This is a genomic window from Streptococcus mitis, from assembly GCF_026782895.1.
Classification (GTDB): domain Bacteria; phylum Bacillota; class Bacilli; order Lactobacillales; family Streptococcaceae; genus Streptococcus; species Streptococcus mitis_CB.
The window spans coordinates 88,818-105,506 of record NZ_JAKUXJ010000005.1; the positions used below are offsets into that span (position 1 = coordinate 88,818).

Annotated in this window: 18 protein-coding genes; 17 read left to right on the forward strand and 1 reads right to left on the reverse strand. The window is 40.2% G+C overall.

Features of this window, described 5'->3' with window-relative positions:
- The first annotated feature begins 75 nt into the window (after positions 1-75).
- The 4 genes from MK480_RS07480 to MK480_RS07495 all read left to right on the forward strand — a co-directional run bounded on the left by MK480_RS07480 (position 76) and on the right by MK480_RS07495 (position 2,619).
- Positions 76-993: a dihydrodipicolinate synthase family protein gene (locus MK480_RS07480; RefSeq protein WP_001281495.1), complete on the forward strand. Its 918-nt coding sequence runs from the start codon at positions 76-78 to the stop codon at positions 991-993.
- Positions 994-1,010: 17 nt separating this feature from the next.
- Entirely contained in the window at positions 1,011-1,895 is an 885-nt protein-coding gene (locus MK480_RS07485; protein WP_268707446.1) for an ROK family protein, read from the forward strand.
- A 96-nt stretch (positions 1,896-1,991) separates the two neighbouring features.
- The gene (gene relB, locus MK480_RS07490; RefSeq protein WP_020901685.1) at positions 1,992-2,279 is read left to right on the forward strand and encodes a type II toxin-antitoxin system RelB/ParD family antitoxin; all 288 of its coding nucleotides are present in this window, start codon (positions 1,992-1,994) and stop codon (positions 2,277-2,279) included.
- Complete coding sequence (locus tag MK480_RS07495; protein ID WP_000384864.1) at positions 2,269-2,619, forward strand: type II toxin-antitoxin system RelE/ParE family toxin; 351 nt, start codon at positions 2,269-2,271, stop codon at positions 2,617-2,619. Before relB ends, MK480_RS07495 begins: the two co-directional genes overlap by 11 nt.
- Positions 2,620-2,680: 61 nt before the next feature.
- On the opposite strand, the gene MK480_RS07500 is transcribed toward MK480_RS07495, so the two are convergent.
- Entirely contained in the window at positions 2,681-3,526 is an 846-nt protein-coding gene (locus MK480_RS07500) for a MurR/RpiR family transcriptional regulator (protein ID WP_268707447.1), read from the reverse strand.
- Positions 3,527-3,718: 192 nt separating this feature from the next.
- Between MK480_RS07500 and pbp2b the strand changes: the two genes are divergently transcribed.
- The 13 genes from pbp2b (at position 3,719) to MK480_RS07565 (ending at position 16,465) form a co-directional block, all read left to right on the forward strand.
- Positions 3,719-5,776 carry a penicillin-binding protein PBP2B gene (pbp2b, locus tag MK480_RS07505; protein ID WP_268707448.1) on the forward strand — a complete coding sequence of 686 codons (2,058 nt, stop codon included), beginning with the start codon at positions 3,719-3,721 and terminating at the stop codon, positions 5,774-5,776.
- 10 nt (positions 5,777-5,786) lie between these two features.
- The gene (gene recR / locus MK480_RS07510; protein ID WP_000966754.1) at positions 5,787-6,383 is read left to right on the forward strand and encodes a recombination mediator RecR; all 597 of its coding nucleotides are present in this window, start codon (positions 5,787-5,789) and stop codon (positions 6,381-6,383) included.
- A gap of 172 nt (positions 6,384-6,555) precedes the next feature.
- The gene (locus MK480_RS07515; protein ID WP_268707449.1) at positions 6,556-7,599 is read left to right on the forward strand and encodes a D-alanine--D-alanine ligase; all 1,044 of its coding nucleotides are present in this window, start codon (positions 6,556-6,558) and stop codon (positions 7,597-7,599) included.
- Positions 7,600-7,682: 83 nt separating this feature from the next.
- The gene (locus MK480_RS07520; protein ID WP_268707450.1) at positions 7,683-9,056 is read left to right on the forward strand and encodes a UDP-N-acetylmuramoyl-tripeptide--D-alanyl-D-alanine ligase; all 1,374 of its coding nucleotides are present in this window, start codon (positions 7,683-7,685) and stop codon (positions 9,054-9,056) included.
- The gene (locus tag MK480_RS07525) at positions 9,043-9,654 is read left to right on the forward strand and encodes an NUDIX hydrolase N-terminal domain-containing protein (RefSeq protein WP_261103830.1); all 612 of its coding nucleotides are present in this window, start codon (positions 9,043-9,045) and stop codon (positions 9,652-9,654) included. The genes MK480_RS07520 and MK480_RS07525 overlap by 14 nt, the downstream gene beginning before the upstream one ends.
- Before the next feature lie 90 nt (positions 9,655-9,744).
- A complete protein-coding gene (locus MK480_RS07530; RefSeq protein ID WP_084924079.1) occupies positions 9,745-10,449 on the forward strand; it encodes a YwaF family protein in 705 nt (234 codons plus the stop codon).
- A gap of 214 nt (positions 10,450-10,663) precedes the next feature.
- Complete coding sequence (gene ftsA / locus MK480_RS07535; RefSeq protein WP_140224369.1) at positions 10,664-12,043, forward strand: cell division protein FtsA; 1,380 nt, start codon at positions 10,664-10,666, stop codon at positions 12,041-12,043.
- Positions 12,044-12,060: 17 nt separating this feature from the next.
- Positions 12,061-13,317: a cell division protein FtsZ gene (gene ftsZ, locus MK480_RS07540; RefSeq protein ID WP_261089362.1), complete on the forward strand. Its 1,257-nt coding sequence runs from the start codon at positions 12,061-12,063 to the stop codon at positions 13,315-13,317.
- Between the two features lie 4 nt (positions 13,318-13,321).
- Entirely contained in the window at positions 13,322-13,993 is a 672-nt protein-coding gene (locus MK480_RS07545; RefSeq protein ID WP_004261850.1) for a YggS family pyridoxal phosphate-dependent enzyme, read from the forward strand.
- A 9-nt stretch (positions 13,994-14,002) separates the two neighbouring features.
- A complete protein-coding gene (locus MK480_RS07550) occupies positions 14,003-14,536 on the forward strand; it encodes a cell division protein SepF (protein ID WP_268707451.1) in 534 nt (177 codons plus the stop codon).
- A complete protein-coding gene (locus tag MK480_RS07555) occupies positions 14,536-14,799 on the forward strand; it encodes a YggT family protein (RefSeq protein WP_004257761.1) in 264 nt (87 codons plus the stop codon). Before MK480_RS07550 ends, MK480_RS07555 begins: the two co-directional genes overlap by 1 nt.
- Positions 14,796-15,581 (forward strand): YlmH family RNA-binding protein, encoded by a 786-nt coding sequence (locus MK480_RS07560; protein ID WP_268707452.1) that lies wholly within the window; start codon positions 14,796-14,798, stop codon positions 15,579-15,581. The genes MK480_RS07555 and MK480_RS07560 overlap by 4 nt, the downstream gene beginning before the upstream one ends.
- Positions 15,582-15,589: 8 nt before the next feature.
- Complete coding sequence (locus tag MK480_RS07565; protein WP_025172902.1) at positions 15,590-16,465, forward strand: DivIVA domain-containing protein; 876 nt, start codon at positions 15,590-15,592, stop codon at positions 16,463-16,465.
- The last annotated feature ends 224 nt before the right edge of the window (positions 16,466-16,689 follow it).

The following is a 16,689-nucleotide window of genomic DNA, read 5'->3' on the forward strand; positions in this document are numbered from 1 at the left end:
TCATAAGGTGTATACTAAAAACGTAAAGAATAAATCCTGCTTTTAGCAGAAAAAAGAAATCTTAGGAGAAAATCTATGTCAGATTTAAAAAAATATGAAGGTGTCATTCCAGCCTTCTACGCATGTTATGATGATCAAGGAGAAGTAAGTCCAGAGCGTACGCGTGCCTTGGTTCAATACTTCATTGATAAAGGTGTTCAAGGTCTTTATGTCAATGGTTCTTCTGGTGAATGTATCTACCAAAGCGTTGAAGATCGCAAGTTAATTTTGGAAGAAGTCATGGCGGTAGCCAAAGGTAAATTGACCATCATTGCTCACGTTGCTTGCAACAATACTAAGGATAGTATGGAACTTGCTCGTCATGCTGAAAGCTTAGGAGTAGATGCTATTGCAACGATTCCACCGATTTACTTCCGCTTGCCTGAATACTCAGTTGCTAAATACTGGAACGATATCAGTTCTGCAGCTCCAAATACAGACTATGTCATCTACAACATTCCTCAATTGGCAGGTGTTGCTTTGACTCCAAGTCTTTACACTGAAATGTTGAAAAATCCACGTGTTATCGGTGTTAAGAACTCTTCTATGCCAGTTCAAGATATCCAAACTTTTGTGAGCCTTGGTGGCGAAGACCACATCGTCTTTAATGGTCCAGATGAGCAGTTCCTAGGTGGCCGCCTCATGGGAGCTAAAGCTGGTATCGGTGGTACTTATGGTGCTATGCCAGAACTCTTCTTGAAACTCAATCAATTGATTGCGGATAAAGACTTGGAAACAGCGCGTGAATTGCAGTATGCTATCAATGCAATCATTGGAAAACTCACTGCTGCACATGGAAATATGTACGGTGTCATCAAAGAAGTTTTGAAGATTAATGAAGGCTTGAATATTGGTTCTGTTCGTTCACCATTGACACCAGTGACTGAAGAAGATCGTCCAGTTGTAGAAGCAGCTGCAGCCTTGATTCGTGAAACCAAGGAGCGCTTCCTCTAATCCATAAGGAGGTATTTATGACACACTACGTTGCAATTGATATCGGTGGAACCAACATCAAATATGGTTTGATTGACCAAGAAGGCCAACTTGTTGAATCGCATGAAATGCCAACAGAGGCGCATAAGGGTGGACCTCATATCTTACAAAAGACCAAAGATATCGTAGCTAGTTATTTAGAAAAAGACCCAGTAGCAGGTGTTGCTATTTCTTCTGCTGGGATGGTGGATCCGGACAAGGGTGAAATCTTCTATGCTGGTCCTCAAATTCCTAACTACGCAGGAACCCAGTTCAAAAAGGAAATCGAGACTAGCTTTAATATTCCTTGTGAAATTGAAAATGATGTCAACTGTGCAGGTCTTGCTGAGGCAGTATCTGGTTCAGGCAAGGGAGCGAGTGTCACCCTTTGCTTGACCATTGGAACCGGTATCGGAGGTTGCTTGATTATGGATGGGAAAGTCTTCCATGGTTTTAGTAATTCGGCCTGTGAAGTTGGTTATATGCATATGCAGGATGGAGCATTCCAAGACTTGGCTTCTACGACAGCCTTGGTGGAGTATGTAGCAGCAGGTCATGGAGATCCAGTTGACCAGTGGAATGGCCGACGTATCTTTAAGGAAGCCACTGAAGGTAACAAAATCTGCATGTCTGGTATTGACCGAATGGTAGACTATCTAGGAAAAGGTCTGGCTAATATTTGCTATGTGGCCAATCCAGAAGTGGTCATTCTCGGTGGCGGTATTATGGGGCAAGAGGCAATCCTCAAACCGAAGATCCGCACAGCCTTAAAAGATGCCTTGGTACCAAGCCTAGCAGAAAAAACACGATTAGAATTTGCCCATCACCAAAACACAGCAGGTATGTTGGGTGCCTACTATCATTTCAAGACAAAACAATCCTAGTTTGGCTTAGCCAAACTAGGATTTTCTAATCAAATCCTCTTGACTTTCTTTATAATTGTGAGATAATAAATAAAATATATAAAGGAATTATATAAAATGGCTATAGCGAATTCAAGTAAAGTTGTGACCTTCCAAGCTAATAGAGAATTAGTAAATGATGCCATGGAAGTGTTAAAAGAAAAAAATCTCTCTCTTTCATCAGCACTTAGATTATTTTTAAAGAATGTTGCCGTAACAAATGAAGTAGATTTACTAAGTGAAGAGGAATTAGAGAAGGAGTATTTATTTAGGCAATTACAAGCAGAAGTTCAAGAAAGTTATGCCAAGATTGAGGCTGGAAATTACTTGACAGATGAGGATGTCGTGACACGCTATGGATTATAAAAAATATCGGATTTTGTATTCTCCTAGAGTGATTGATAGTCTGGACAAAATATATCAGTATATAGCGGAGGAAATTGGTTCTGTAGAGGCTGCGAGACGAAAAGTAGCCAGTATTAGAAAAGATATTAATCGTCTAGAAATTTTCCCCCAAGCTGGATTTGATGCCGATGAAAAATTTGGTAAGAAATTAGACCCTCGCTACCAAACGCGAGGATTGACCTTGAGTAAGGATTACATCGTATTATATACAATTGTGGAGGATACTGTCAGACTTGCTTATTTACTCCCTTCAAAAAGTGATTATATGAAATTATTTAAGACTAAATCAAGATACGACTAACTCATAATCTAGAAGAGGTGTGTTTGGTGATGAATAAAAATCCTAGTTTGGCTAAGCCAAACTAGGATTTTCTGACGCGTTTTTGTCTACGATAGCCGTTGAGTTTTTTATTTTCCCAATAGCTATTAAAGATTTTCTCCTTGCTTTCACGATTGATTTCCAAAAAGTAGGCATAAATTAAATCGATAAAGAAGAGCATAGGAAGTTGAGCGGATATTCGTTGGATGTAGGAGGATTGACTATGGGTGGCTACAAGAACAGTCTCTGTATAGGTCTGGCTATCTTTATTGGGAACACTTGTAAAAAGTACAGTTTTTGCCCCCATCTCCTTAGCATCTAATAGACTGTCTAAAATAGAAGGCGTTGAGCCAGAAAGTGAGAAACCCAGTACTAGACAATTCTCATCCATAATACTGGTTGTCCAAGCAAAGCCGTCTTGATCGGTCAAAGCCTCGCAGACCACACCTAGACGCATGAAGCGTAATTTCATTTCACGAGCTACGAGGCCAGAACTCCCTGTTCCGAAGAAGTAGACACGCTCAGCATCTTCGATTAACTGAGCAATTCTTTCTAGTTGGGCCTCGTCAATCAAGCCCTGTGTTTGTTCTCGCATATTACTGTAGCTTCTGAGGACTCGTTTTGTCAGGGGGCTGTGGTCGGGATGTTGGCTAGCTTGATTATCTGCTTGGTATTGGAAAATAAATTCTCGGTAGCCAGTAAACCCACACTTTTTAGCAAAGCGGGTCAGAGCAGCTTGAGAGATATGTAATTTTTGAGTGACCTGCTGAGAAGATAAATCATCCTCGATTGTCTCAGTTTGCAAAAAATAACGAGCGATTTCTTGCTCTAGGTCTGTCATTTCTTCGAAGTGGGAATCAATGAGGGTTGTTATATCTGGTTTGTCCATAGGGAAGGCTCCTTTAAATGAGTCGTATTGGAAAAAGACCGGGTCATCGAACTTTTACATTCATTATATCATATAATATAGAGATAGATAAATAAAATCGTGTTTTCCCGTAAAAAGGGAAAAAAGCTTTTTCTTTTTCCATAATTTTCTTCTCAAATTGTGGTACAATGAAGAGTAAGATTTTAAATAGAAATGAGACTGATTTGTATGAGAAAATTTGATAGCCATTCGATTCCGATTCGGCTTAATTTATTGTTTTCAATTGTTATTTTGCTTTTTATGGCCATTATTGGTCGCCTGCTTTATATGCAGGTTTTGAACAAGGATTTTTATGAGACAAAATTAGCATCGGCTAGTAAAACAAAGGTGACCACTAGTTCGGCTCGGGGCGAAATTTATGATGCCAGCGGCAAGCCTTTGGTTGAAAATACTGTGAAACAAGTTGTTTCCTTTACTCGAAACAACAAAATGACGGCTGCAGATTTAAAAGAAACAGCTAAGAAGTTGCTGGCTTATGTGGGAGTTTCTTCTCCAACATTGACTGACCGACAGTTGGCGGACTATTATCTAGCAGATCAAGATGTCTATAAGAAAGCAGTGGAAAGTTTACCACGTGAGAAGCGCCTTGATTCTGATGGCAATCAATTATCTGAATCCGAGCTTTACAATAATACTGTTGAAAGTATCGATCCAAGTCAATTGGCCTACTCTGATGACGAAAAGAAAGAAATTTATCTCTTTAGCCAACTCAATGCAGTTGAAAATTTTGCGACAGGAACCATTGCGACAGATCCTCTAAATGATTCTCAGGTGGCTGTTATTGCCTCTATTTCAAAGGAGATGCCTGGCATTAGTATTTCTACTTCTTGGGATCGAAAGATTTTGGAAACTTCCCTTTCTTCTATAGTAGGGAGTGTATCCAGTGAAAAAGCTGGTCTCCCAGCGGAAGAAGCAGAAGCCTATCTTAAAAAAGGCTATTCTCTAAATGACCGTGTTGGAACCTCGTATTTGGAAAAGCAATATGAAGAGACCTTACAAGGAAAACGCTCGGTAAAAGAAATCCATCTGGATAAATATGGCAATATGGAAAGCGTGGATACAATTGAGGAAGGTAGTAAGGGAAACAATATCAAGCTGACCATTGATTTGGCCTTCCAAGATAGTGTGGATGCTTTGCTGAAAAGTTATTTCAATTCCGAGCTAGGAAATGGTGGAGCCAAGTATTCTGAGGGTGTGTATGCAGTTGCTCTAAATCCAAAAACAGGTGCTGTGTTATCCATGTCAGGGATCAAACATGACCTGAACACGGGAGAGTTAACACAGGATTCCTTGGGAACTGTGACCAATGTCTTTGTACCCGGTTCGGTTGTTAAGGCCGCTACCATCAGCTCAGGTTGGGAAAATGGTGTTTTATCAGGAAACCAAACCTTAACAGATCAGCCTATTGTTTTCCAAGGTTCAGCTCCAATTTATTCTTGGTATAAATTGGCATATGGATCTTTTCCTATTACAGCTGTGGAAGCCTTGGAGTATTCTTCTAATGCCTATATGGTTCAAACGGCTTTGGGCATTATGGGTCAGACCTATCAACCCAATATGTTTGTTCTAACTAACAATTTAGAATCCGCCATGGGGAAACTTCGCTCGACATTTGCGGAATATGGTCTTGGAGCCTCAACAGGCATTGACCTTCCAGATGAGTCAACTGGTTTTATACCAAAAGAGTATAATTTTGCTAATTACATTACCAATGCCTTTGGTCAGTTTGATAACTACACTCCTATGCAATTGGCCCAGTACGTTGGAACCATTGCCAACAACGGTGTTCGGATTGCACCTCACATTGTCGAGGGGATTTATGGAAACAATGAACAAGGCGGCTTAGGGAACTTAATCCAATCTGTTGAATCCAAGGAAATGAATAAAATTAATATTTCTGAGTCTGATGTTTCCATCCTCCAACAAGGCTTTTATCAAGTGTCACATGGTGGTAGTGCTTTGACAACCGGTCGTGCCTTTTCAAATGGCGCAAGCGTATCGATTAGTGGTAAAACAGGTACTGCCGAAAGTTATGTTGAGGGTGGTCAAGAAGCTAACAATACTAATGCTGTGGCCTATGCACCATCAGATAATCCTCAAATCGCTGTAGCTGTTGTCTTCCCTCATAACACCAACCTTACAAATGGTGTCGGACCTTCCATTGCGCGCGATATTATCAACCTCTATAACCAACATCATCCAATGAATTAGAAAGGAACGTATGCTTTATCCAACACCTATTGCTAAGCTAATTGACAGTTATTCGAAGTTACCGGGTATCGGGATTAAGACGGCTACCCGTCTGGCCTTCTATACTATTGGAATGTCTGATGACGATGTCAATGAATTTGCTAAAAATCTCCTTTCTGCTAAGAGAGAGCTGACCTACTGTTCCATCTGCGGTCGCCTGACTGATGACGATCCTTGCTCTATCTGTACCGATCCGACTCGTGACCAGACAACGATTTTAGTTCTCGAAGATAGTCGCGATGTGGCAGCCATGGAGAATATCCAAGAATACCATGGACTCTATCATGTCTTGCATGGACTCATTTCTCCCATGAATGGTATTAGTCCAGATGATATCAATCTCAAGAGCCTCATGACTCGTCTTATGGATAGTGAAGTTTCAGAGGTAATCGTAGCAACAAATGCTACAGCAGATGGTGAAGCGACATCCATGTATCTTTCACGTTTGCTCAAGCCAGCTGGTATCAAGGTTACGCGTCTAGCACGAGGTCTCGCTGTCGGAGCGGACATTGAGTATGCGGATGAAGTGACGCTCTTACGAGCCATTGAAAATCGAACAGAGTTGTAAGTCTAGACAAATCAACACTCAATTCATTTATACAAAAATCACGGAGACCGACAGTTGTTTTATCGGTCTCTTTTTAGATTTATTGAAGACCAGTATCAGGTTCAAGTTTCAAAAAAGAAGCAAATATGATATACTAAAGAACGAGTATTCTATTAGAATTGGAACAGATAATATGAAACAAACGATTATTCTTTTATACGGTGGACGTAGTGCAGAGCGTGAAGTCTCTGTTCTTTCAGCTGAGAGTGTGATGCGTGCGGTCAACTACGACCGTTTCACAGTCAAGACTTTCTTCATCAGCCAGTCAGGCGACTTTATTAAAACGCAAGAATTTAGCCATACTCCAGGTCAAGAGGACCGTCTTATGACCAATGAAACAATCGATTGGGATAAGAAAGTTGCTCCAAGTGCTATCTACGAAGAAGGTGCGGTGGTCTTTCCAGTTCTTCATGGTCCGATGGGAGAGGATGGCTCTGTTCAAGGATTCCTTGAAGTTTTGAAAATGCCTTACGTCGGTTGTAACATCTTGTCATCTAGTCTTGCCATGGATAAAATCACGACCAAGCGTGTCTTAGAATCTGTCGGGATTGCCCAAGTTCCTTATGTGGCCATCGTTGAAGGCGATGATGTGACTTCTAAAATCACCGAAGTTGAAGAAAAATTGACTTATCCAGTCTTCACAAAACCATCAAACATGGGTTCAAGTGTCGGTATTTCTAAGTCTGAAAATCAAGAAGAACTCCGTCAAGCCTTGAAACTTGCCTTCCAATATGACAGTCGTATCTTGGTTGAACAAGGGGTAAATGCCCGTGAAATCGAGGTTGGTCTACTGGGTAACTACAATGTCAAAAGCACGCTTCCAGGAGAAGTTGTTAAGGATGTTGCCTTCTACGACTACGATGCCAAGTATATTGATAACAAGATTACTATGGATATCCCAGCCAAAATTAGTGATGATGTGGTAGCTGTCATGCGTCAAAATGCAGAAACTGCCTTCCGTGCCATTGGTGGGCTCGGTCTATCTCGTTGCGATTTCTTCTATACAGATAAGGGAGAGTTTTTCCTCAACGAGCTTAATACCATGCCAGGTTTCACCCAGTGGTCTATGTATCCATTACTTTGGGACAATATGGGAATCGGCTACCCAGAACTAATCGAGCGATTGGTTGATCTTGCCAAGGAAAGTTTTGACAAGCGCGAAGCGCATTTGCTATAAAATGAAAGAGAGGGTAGAAGCCAGAACCATCACTGAAAGGTGACTAGAGTTCTCGTGCTTCGACCCTTTTTAAAGGAGTAGAAATGAAATTAACAATCCATGAAGTGGCCCAAGTTGTCGGAGCTAAAAATGATGTCAGCATCTTTGAGGATGCTCGGTTGGAAAATGCTGAGTTTGATAGTCGTTTGATTGCGGCAGGAGATTTATTTGTCCCCCTCAAAGGTGCGCGTGACGGTCATGACTTTATCGAAACAGCCTTTGAAAAAGGTGCTGCTGTAACCCTGTCTGAGAAAAAGGTCGCAAATCATCCCTACATTCTAGTAGATGACGTTTTGGCTGCCTTTCAATCCCTAGCATCCTACTATCTTGAGAAAATGGATGTTGATGTCTTTGCTGTCACAGGTTCAAATGGCAAGACAACGACTAAGGATATGTTAGCGCACTTGCTATCAACAACCTACAAAACCTATAAGACACAAGGCAACTACAATAATGAGATTGGTCTTCCCTACACAGTTCTCCATATGCCTGAAGGAACAGAAAAGTTGGTCTTGGAGATGGGGCAGGATCACTTGGGAGATATTCATCTCTTGTCAGAATTGGCTCGTCCAAAAACAGCCATCGTGACCTTGGTTGGAGAAGCCCATTTGGCCTTTTTCAAAGATCGTTCTGAAATTGCTAAAGGAAAAATGCAAATTGCAGACGGGATGTCTTCGAATTCCTTGCTCTTGGCACCAGCAGATCCGATTGTAGAGGACTACTTGCCAACTGATAAAAAGGTAGTTCGTTTTGGGCAAGGAGCAGAGTTGGAAATTACAGACTTGATTGAGCGCAAGGATAGTCTGACATTTAAGGCTAATTTCTTGGAACAAGCCCTTGATTTGCCAGTGACTGGTAAGTACAATGCTACTAATGCCATGATTGCATCCTATGTTGCCCTACAAGAAGGAGTTTCAGAGGAGCAAATTCGTCAGGCCTTCCAAAATCTTGAATTGACGCGTAACCGTACTGAGTGGAAGAAAGCAGCCAATGGTGCAGATATTCTATCAGATGTGTATAATGCCAATCCAACTGCTATGAAGTTGATTTTAGAGACTTTTTCGGCTATTCCAGCCAACGAAGGTGGCAAAAAAATCGCTGTCTTAGCGGACATGAAGGAACTCGGTGACCAGTCTGTTCAGCTCCATAACCAGATGATTTTGAGCCTCTCACCAGATGTGCTTGATACCGTGATTTTCTACGGAGAAGACATTGCTGAATTAGCCCAATTGGCCAGTCAAATGTTCCCAATTGGCCACGTTTACTACTTCAAGAAAACAGAAGACCAAGACCAATTTGAAGACCTAGTCAAGCAGGTCAAAGAAAGCCTTGGAGTCAATGACCAAATCCTACTCAAAGGCTCTAACTCTATGAATCTAGCTAAGTTGGTAGAAAGTTTAGAAAATGAAGACAAGTGATTTTGCTAAGTATCTTCAAAGAATGATTGCTCTTACAGATACTGGACTAACCTTTACAAAGGATCCTTTTGACCGTGAGCGCTACGAAGACTTGCGAAGTCTGTTATCTGAAATGTTGAATCAGGTATCAGACCTTGATGCAGACGAAGTGGCAGAAGTCTTGAAACCAACTTCAGCTTATGCGACTCCCTTAATGGACGTCCGTGCTTGGATTGTTGAGGATGAGAAGATTTGTCTGGTTAGGGGACAAGGAGAGGATAGTTGGGCTTTGCCAGGTGGCTTTGGTGAAGTCGGCTATTCTCCAACTGAAAATATTCTCAAGGAAATTGAAGAAGAAACCGGTTTTAAAGCCAAAGTTGAAAGACTGCTAGCTGTTTTTGATACCAATCGTTTCCAACTACAGAGCAAACAATATGCAAAGTTTGTTTTTGAATGTAAGCTTCTCGATGGACAATTCCAAGAAAATCAAGAAATCGCTGCCCTTCAATTTTTTGCAATTGACCAACTGCCGAATTTATCTGAAAAACGCATTACCAAGGAGCAAATCGAGATTCTTTGGCAGGTTTATCAAGGTCAGAGGGAGCAATATCTTGATTAAGAAGATGATTATCGTATTTCTAAATCCATTTTTGACAAATAGCATGGTATAATAAAATGCAGGAAAATTTTGAATCATGAGGAAGACTAGATGAATTTATGGGATATTTTCTTTACGACCCAAGCAACAGAACCACCCAAATTTGACCTTTTTTGGTATGTTAGCCTATTTACGCTCTTAGCCTTGACCTTTTATACAGCCTATCGTTATCGTGAAAAGAAGGTTTGCCAACGATTTTTTAAAATCTTGCAGGCTGTTCAGTTGATACTCCTTTATGGTTGGTATTGGGTCAATCATATGCCGTTGTCAGAAAGCCTACCTTTTTACCATTGCCGTATGGCTATGTTTGTAGTGCTCTTGCTTCCTGGTCAGTCCAAATATAAACAATACTTTGCATTATTGGGGACATTTGGGACACTAGCGGCCTTTGTTTATCCAGTGCCAGATGCCTATCCTTTCCCACATATTGCGATTTTATCCTTTATCTTTGGCCACTTAGCTCTCTTGGGGAATTCTCTAGTTTATCTATTGAGACAGTATAAAGCGCGATTGCTGGATGTGAAGGGAATTTTTCTCATGACCTTTGCACTAAATGCCTTGATTTTTGTGGTCAATTTAGTAACAGGTGGAGATTACGGATTCTTGACAAAACCACCATTGGTTGGAGACCATGGCTTAGTAGCTAATTATTTGATTGTTTCTATAGCCTTGTCTGCTGCAATAACTTTGACTAAGAAAATCTTGGAACTATTTTTAGCACAAGAAGCAGAAAAAATGATTGCAAAGAAAGCTTGATTTTAAGCTTTCTTTTTTTCATAAATCTGATTTTTTATAACTTGTTTGGAAAATAAAAAAATCTAAGGAACGAATGTGAAAAAATGGTAAGTAAATTTAGGAAAAACTAAGCACGATTGGATTTTTTGTGTTATAATATTCTGTGAATAGCTATGCCCTATTTTAGCTATTTTGAATAGAAGTTTGAAACTTGGAAGAGAGAGGATGCGATGTAATGGCTAGAGATGGTTTTTTTACAGGCTTAGATATCGGAACTAATTCGATTAAAGTATTGGTTGCCGAACTTAGAAATGGTGAACTTAATGTAATTGGTGTAAGTAATGCCAAGAGTAAAGGTGTAAAGGATGGGATTATCGTTGATATTGAAGCAGCAGCAACTGCTATCAAGTCAGCTATTTCCCAAGCAGAAGAGAAAGCTGGCATTTCAATCAAATCAGTGAATGTTGGTTTGCCTGGAAATCTTTTGCAGGTAGAACCAACTCAAGGAATGATTCCAGTTACATCTGATACAAAAGAAATTACAGATCAAGATGTCGAAAATGTTGTCAAATCAGCCTTGACAAAGAGTATGACACCGGATCGTGAAGTCATTACTTTTATTCCAGAAGAATTTATCGTAGATGGTTTCCAAGGTATTCGTGACCCACGTGGTATGATGGGGGTTCGTCTTGAAATGCGTGGTTTGCTTTACACAGGTCCACGTACTATTCTTCACAATTTACGCAAGACAGTTGAGCGCTCAGGTGTTCAAGTTGAAAATATTATTATTTCACCATTGGCTTTGGTTCGTTCAGTCTTGAATGAAGGAGAGCGTGAATTTGGAGCTACTGTGATTGATATGGGAGCAGGTCAAACAACTGTTGCTACAATCCGTAACCAAGAACTCCAGTTTACAAATATTCTTCAAGAAGGTGGAGATTATGTCACAAAAGATATCTCTAAAGTCTTGAAGACTTCACAAAAACTAGCTGAAGGATTGAAATTGAACTATGGTGAAGCCTACCCTTCACTTGCAAGCAATGAAACCTTCCAAGTTGAAGTGATTGGTGAAGTAGAGCCTGTAGAAGTTACAGAAAGCTACCTAGCAGAGATTATTTCAGCTCGTATTAAACACATTTTCGAACAAATCAAACAAGAGTTGGAAAGAAGACATTTGTTGGATCTTCCAGGTGGGATTGTTCTGATTGGTGGAAATGCTATTTTACCAGGTGTTGTAGAACTTGCACAGGAAGTATTTGGCGTTGGTGTCAAACTTTACGTTCCAAATCAAGTTGGAATCCGTAACCCTGCCTTTGCTCATGTGATTAGCTTGTCTGAATTTGCTGGTCAATTGACTGAGGTGCATTTATTAGCACAACGAGCAGTTAAGGGTGAGGATACTTTGCGTCACCAACCAATTAATTTTGGTGGGATGATTCAACGTGTTACGCAGGTAGCACAACCGACCCCTATTCAACCAGTTCAAAATACTGAGGTAGAGCAATCAGCTTCTACGAACGTAGTTGCTCCGAAAGAAGATAAAGTATCTTCTCAAAATAAACCAAAAATCGCAGATCGTTTCCGTGGCTTAATCGGAAGCATGTTTGATGAATAAAAGAGGAAAAATAAACTATGACATTTTCATTTGATACAGCAGCAGCTCAAGGTGCAGTTATTAAAGTAATCGGTGTTGGTGGAGGTGGTGGTAACGCCATTAACCGCATGGTTGACGAAGGTGTTGCAGGCGTAGAATTTATCGCAGCAAACACAGATGTACAAGCTTTGAGTAGTACAAAAGCTGAGACTGTAATTCAGTTAGGTCCTAAATTGACTCGTGGTTTGGGTGCTGGCGGTCGACCTGAAGTTGGTCAAAAGGCAGCTGAAGAAAGCGAAGAAGCCTTGACTCAAGCTATTACTGGAGCAGATATGGTCTTCATTACTGCAGGTATGGGAGGTGGCTCTGGTACTGGTGCAGCTCCTGTTATTGCCCGCATTGCTAAAGATTTAGGTGCGCTTACAGTTGGTGTTGTGACACGTCCTTTCGGTTTTGAAGGAAGCAAACGCGGTCAGTACGCTGTAGAAGGAATCAATCAACTTCGTGAGCATGTAGATACTCTATTGATTATTTCAAACAACAACTTGCTTGAAATTGTTGATAAGAAAACTCCACTTCTTGAAGCTCTTAGCGAAGCAGATAACGTACTTCGCCAAGGTGTTCAAGGGATTACTGATTTGATCACAAACCCTGGTTTGATTAACCTTGACTTTGCCGATGTGAAAACAGTTATGGCAAATAAAGGGAACGCCCTAATGGGTATCGGTATCGGTAGTGGTGAAGAACGTGTGGTAGAAGCAGCTCGTAAGGCAATCTACTCACCACTTCTTGAAACAACTATTGACGGTGCTGAGGATGTTATCGTCAACGTTACTGGTGGTCTTGATTTAACCTTGATTGAGGCAGAAGAAGCTTCAGAGATCGTTAACCAAGCAGCTGGCCAAGGAGTGAACATCTGGCTCGGAACATCTATCGATGAAAACATGAAAGATGAAATCCGTGTTACAGTTGTAGCGACTGGTGTTCGTCAAGATCGTGTTGAAAAAGTTGTGGGCCATGCACCAAGACAAGCTGTTCGTCATGAACAAGCAAGTCCTAGTTATGCACACAATCATAATCGTCACTTTGATATGGCTGAAACTGCTGAAATTCCAAGTCCAGCACCTCGCCGTACAGAAACTTCTCAAACTTCAGCATTTGGTGATTGGGACTTGCGTCGTGAGACAATTGTTCGACCAACTGATTCAGTGGTATCACCAGTTGAACGTTTCGAAGCACCATCTTTACACGATGAGGATGAATTAGACACTCCTCCATTTTTCAAAAATCGTTAAGTAAATGAATTTGAAAGAAAATACAGAACGTGTTTTTCAACAAATAAAAGATGCAAGTCAGCAGTCAGGAAGAGAAGCCAATTCTGTTTCGGTTGTTGCTGTTACAAAATATGTAGACGTACCGACAGCGGAGGCTTTGCTTCCGCTAGGTGTGCATCATATTGGTGAAAATCGTGTGGATAAATTTCTTGAGAAATATGAAGCTTTAAAAGATAGAAATATTACCTGGCATTTGATTGGAACCTTGCAAAGACGCAAGGTCAAAGATGTCATTCAGTATGTTGATTATTTCCACGCTTTGGATTCATTAAAGCTAGCAGAGGAAATTCAAAAAAGAAGTGACCGAGTTGTTAAGTGTTTCTTACAAGTAAATATCTCAAGGGAAGAGAGCAAACATGGTTTTTCAAGGGAAGAACTATTAGAGCTCTTGCCAGAATTAGCAACCTTAGATAAAATCGAATATGTCGGCTTGATGACTATGGCTCCTTTTGAAGCTAGTAGTGATGAGTTGAAAGAAATTTTTAAAGCTACGCAGGATTTGCAACTAGAAATTAGAGAAAAACAAATTCCCAATATGCCAATGACGGACTTGAGTATGGGTATGAGTCGTGACTACAAGGAAGCGATTGAATTTGGCTCAACATTTGTCAGAATTGGTACAGCATTTTTTAAATAGGAAAGAAATATGTCTTTAAAAGATAGATTTGATAAATTTATAGATTATTTTACAGAAGATGGAGAAGATGTTGGTACTGCATATCAGCCTAAAGCTGAAGAGCCGATTGTGAATCCAGTCCCTTCTGTTCAAGAATTGCCTCAACAAGCTGGTAGCACGCCATCTAAAGATAAAAACATCACTCGTCTTCATGCCCGTCAACAAGAGTTGGCTATGCAAAGTCAACGTTCTGCTGATAAGGTGACAATTGATGTTCGTTATCCACGTAAATACGAAGATGCCACAGATATTGTTGATTTATTAGCTGGTAACGAAAGTATTTTGATTGATTTTCAATATATGACAGAAGTTCAAGCTCGTCGTTGTTTGGACTATCTGGATGGGGCGCGCCACGTTTTAGCTGGTAACATGAAAAAGGTAGCATCTACTATGTACCTGCTGACACCAGTTGATGTTGTCGTCAATATTGAAGATATCAAAATTCCAGATGAATCACAAAATGGTGAATTTGGCTTTGATATGAAACGTACGAGAGTGAGATAATGATCTTTCTCATTCGTTTTGTTCAAAATGCAGTGGATATCTATTCACTGATTTTAATCGTATTTGCTCTGATGTCTTGGTTTCCCAATGCTTATGAATCACGTCTTGGACGCTTGATTATTAGTTTAGTGAAACCGATAATAGCTCCCTTACAACGTTTACCCCTCCAGATTGCAGGTCTTGACTTGTCTGTCTGGATTGCGGTATTACTAGTTCACTTCCTAGGGGAGCAGTTGATTCGACTTTTAGTGATCTTTCTATGAACAAGATGATTTATCAACACTTTTCTAAGAATGATTCGTCTTTTATTGATAAGGGAGTAGAATGGATAAAAAAGGTAGAAGATTCTTATTCTCCTTTTTTAACACCCTTTGTAAATCCCCACCAAGAAAAGATTTTAAAGGTTCTAGCATCAACCAACGGCATCTCCTACATGAGCAGTCGGCAGTTTCTTGAAACTGAATATGTACGGGTACTCCTGTATCCTGATTATTTTGAGCCGGAATTTTCTGATTTTGAACTATCCTTGCAAGAAATTGTCTATCCTAATAAGTTTGAACGCTTAACGCATGCAAAAATATTAGGGACTGTTTTAAATCAGCTGGGAATTGATAGGAAGCTATTTGGTGATATCTTAGTCAACGAAGAGAGAGCACAGATTATCATTAATCGACAGTTTATGCTCCTTTTTCAAGACGGCATTACGAAAATTGCTCGTTTACCGGTTCGTCTAGAAGAACGGGATTTTACTGAGAAAATTGCTACAGTAGAAGATTATCAAGAATTAGATATTTGTATTGCTAGTTCTAGATTAGATGTTTTTCTAGCAGGTGTATTAAAACTGTCTAGAAATCAGGTAAGTCAGTTAATTGAAAAACAGGCAGTTCAAGTTAATTACCATTTAGTTGAAAAATCAGATTATGCAGTTCAAGTTGGTGATTTGATTAGTGTTAGGAAATTTGGTCGATTGAAACTCGTTAGAGATAATGGGCAAACAAAAAAAGATAAAAAGAAATTAACGGTCCAATTGTTATTAAGTAAGTGAGGAAAAATATGCCAATTACATCGTTAGAAATCAAAGATAAAACCTTTAGCACACGCTTTAGAGGGTTCGATCAAGAAGAAGTAGATGAATTTTTAGATATTGTAGTCCGTGATTATGAAGATTTGGTTCGCTCTAATCATGATAAGGATTTACATATTAAGAGTTTGGAAGAGCGTTTGTCTTACTTTGATGAGATGAAAGATTCATTGAGCCAGTCTGTATTGATTGCACAAGATACAGCTGAGCGAGTAAAACAAGCTGCAACTGAACGTTCAAACAATATCATTCACCAAGCAGAGCAGGATGCACAACGTTTGTTGGAAGAAGCTAAATACAAGGCGAATGAAATTCTTCGTCAAGCAACTGATAATGCCAAGAAAGTTGCTGTTGAAACAGAAGAATTGAAGAACAAGAGCCGTGTCTTCCACCAACGTCTCAAATCTACAATTGAGAGCCAGTTAGCAATTGTTGAATCTTCAGATTGGGAAGATATTCTTCGTCCAACAGCTACTTATCTTCAGACAAGTGATGAGGCTTTCAAAGAAGTGGTCAGCGAAGTCTTAGGTGATTCTGTCTTGCAACAACATCCAGAGGAAGAACCAATTGATATTACTCGCCAGTTTTCTCCCGAGGAAATGGCAGAGTTGCAAGCGCGTATCGAAGCGGCTAATAAGGAACTTGCAGAAGCCGAAGCAAGAGCTGAGCAGGAACAAGTGGTTTCACCAGCTCCGGTTGTTGAAGAAAGTCCAGCTCATCCAGTTGGTCCAATGTATGAAGAGCCAGAAGTAGCTCCAAGCCATTATTCAGGACCAACACCAGCTACTGAAGCTGTAAACTCAGAACCAGGTTTTGCGGCACCGCAAGAATCTGTTACAATTTTATAAGAAATAATCTGAGAACAATATCTTATCCTTATATTTCCAGCGAGCAGGAGATGGTGTGAGTCCTGTAATCCCTAATGATAAGATTATCCTCTCAAAAACTCAAGTCTGAATGAAGTAAGATTTGACGTTCCCCACGTTACGGGATAAGAGGGAGAAAGACTAGATCTTTTTCCGAATAAAGGTGGTACCACGATTTTCGTCCTTTTTGGCAGTCGTGGTTTTTA

Coding starts and splice junctions, on each gene's coding strand:
- MK480_RS07525 (WP_261103830.1), top strand. CDS start 9,043: ATGAAGACAAGTGATTTTGCTAAGTATCTTCAAAGAATGATTGCTCTT.
- ftsZ (WP_261089362.1), top strand. CDS start 12,061: ATGACATTTTCATTTGATACAGCAGCAGCTCAAGGTGCAGTTATTAAA.
- relB (WP_020901685.1), top strand. CDS start 1,992: ATGGCTATAGCGAATTCAAGTAAAGTTGTGACCTTCCAAGCTAATAGA.
- MK480_RS07515 (WP_268707449.1), top strand. CDS start 6,556: ATGAAACAAACGATTATTCTTTTATACGGTGGACGTAGTGCAGAGCGT.
- MK480_RS07520 (WP_268707450.1), top strand. CDS start 7,683: ATGAAATTAACAATCCATGAAGTGGCCCAAGTTGTCGGAGCTAAAAAT.
- MK480_RS07480 (WP_001281495.1), top strand. CDS start 76: ATGTCAGATTTAAAAAAATATGAAGGTGTCATTCCAGCCTTCTACGCA.
- recR (WP_000966754.1), top strand. CDS start 5,787: ATGCTTTATCCAACACCTATTGCTAAGCTAATTGACAGTTATTCGAAG.
- ftsA (WP_140224369.1), top strand. CDS start 10,664: ATGGCTAGAGATGGTTTTTTTACAGGCTTAGATATCGGAACTAATTCG.
- MK480_RS07565 (WP_025172902.1), top strand. CDS start 15,590: ATGCCAATTACATCGTTAGAAATCAAAGATAAAACCTTTAGCACACGC.
- MK480_RS07500 (WP_268707447.1), bottom strand. CDS start 3,526: ATGGACAAACCAGATATAACAACCCTCATTGATTCCCACTTCGAAGAA.
- pbp2b (WP_268707448.1), top strand. CDS start 3,719: ATGAGACTGATTTGTATGAGAAAATTTGATAGCCATTCGATTCCGATT.
- MK480_RS07495 (WP_000384864.1), top strand. CDS start 2,269: ATGGATTATAAAAAATATCGGATTTTGTATTCTCCTAGAGTGATTGAT.
- MK480_RS07545 (WP_004261850.1), top strand. CDS start 13,322: ATGAATTTGAAAGAAAATACAGAACGTGTTTTTCAACAAATAAAAGAT.
- MK480_RS07485 (WP_268707446.1), top strand. CDS start 1,011: ATGACACACTACGTTGCAATTGATATCGGTGGAACCAACATCAAATAT.
- MK480_RS07560 (WP_268707452.1), top strand. CDS start 14,796: ATGAACAAGATGATTTATCAACACTTTTCTAAGAATGATTCGTCTTTT.
- MK480_RS07555 (WP_004257761.1), top strand. CDS start 14,536: ATGATCTTTCTCATTCGTTTTGTTCAAAATGCAGTGGATATCTATTCA.
- MK480_RS07550 (WP_268707451.1), top strand. CDS start 14,003: ATGTCTTTAAAAGATAGATTTGATAAATTTATAGATTATTTTACAGAA.
- MK480_RS07530 (WP_084924079.1), top strand. CDS start 9,745: ATGAATTTATGGGATATTTTCTTTACGACCCAAGCAACAGAACCACCC.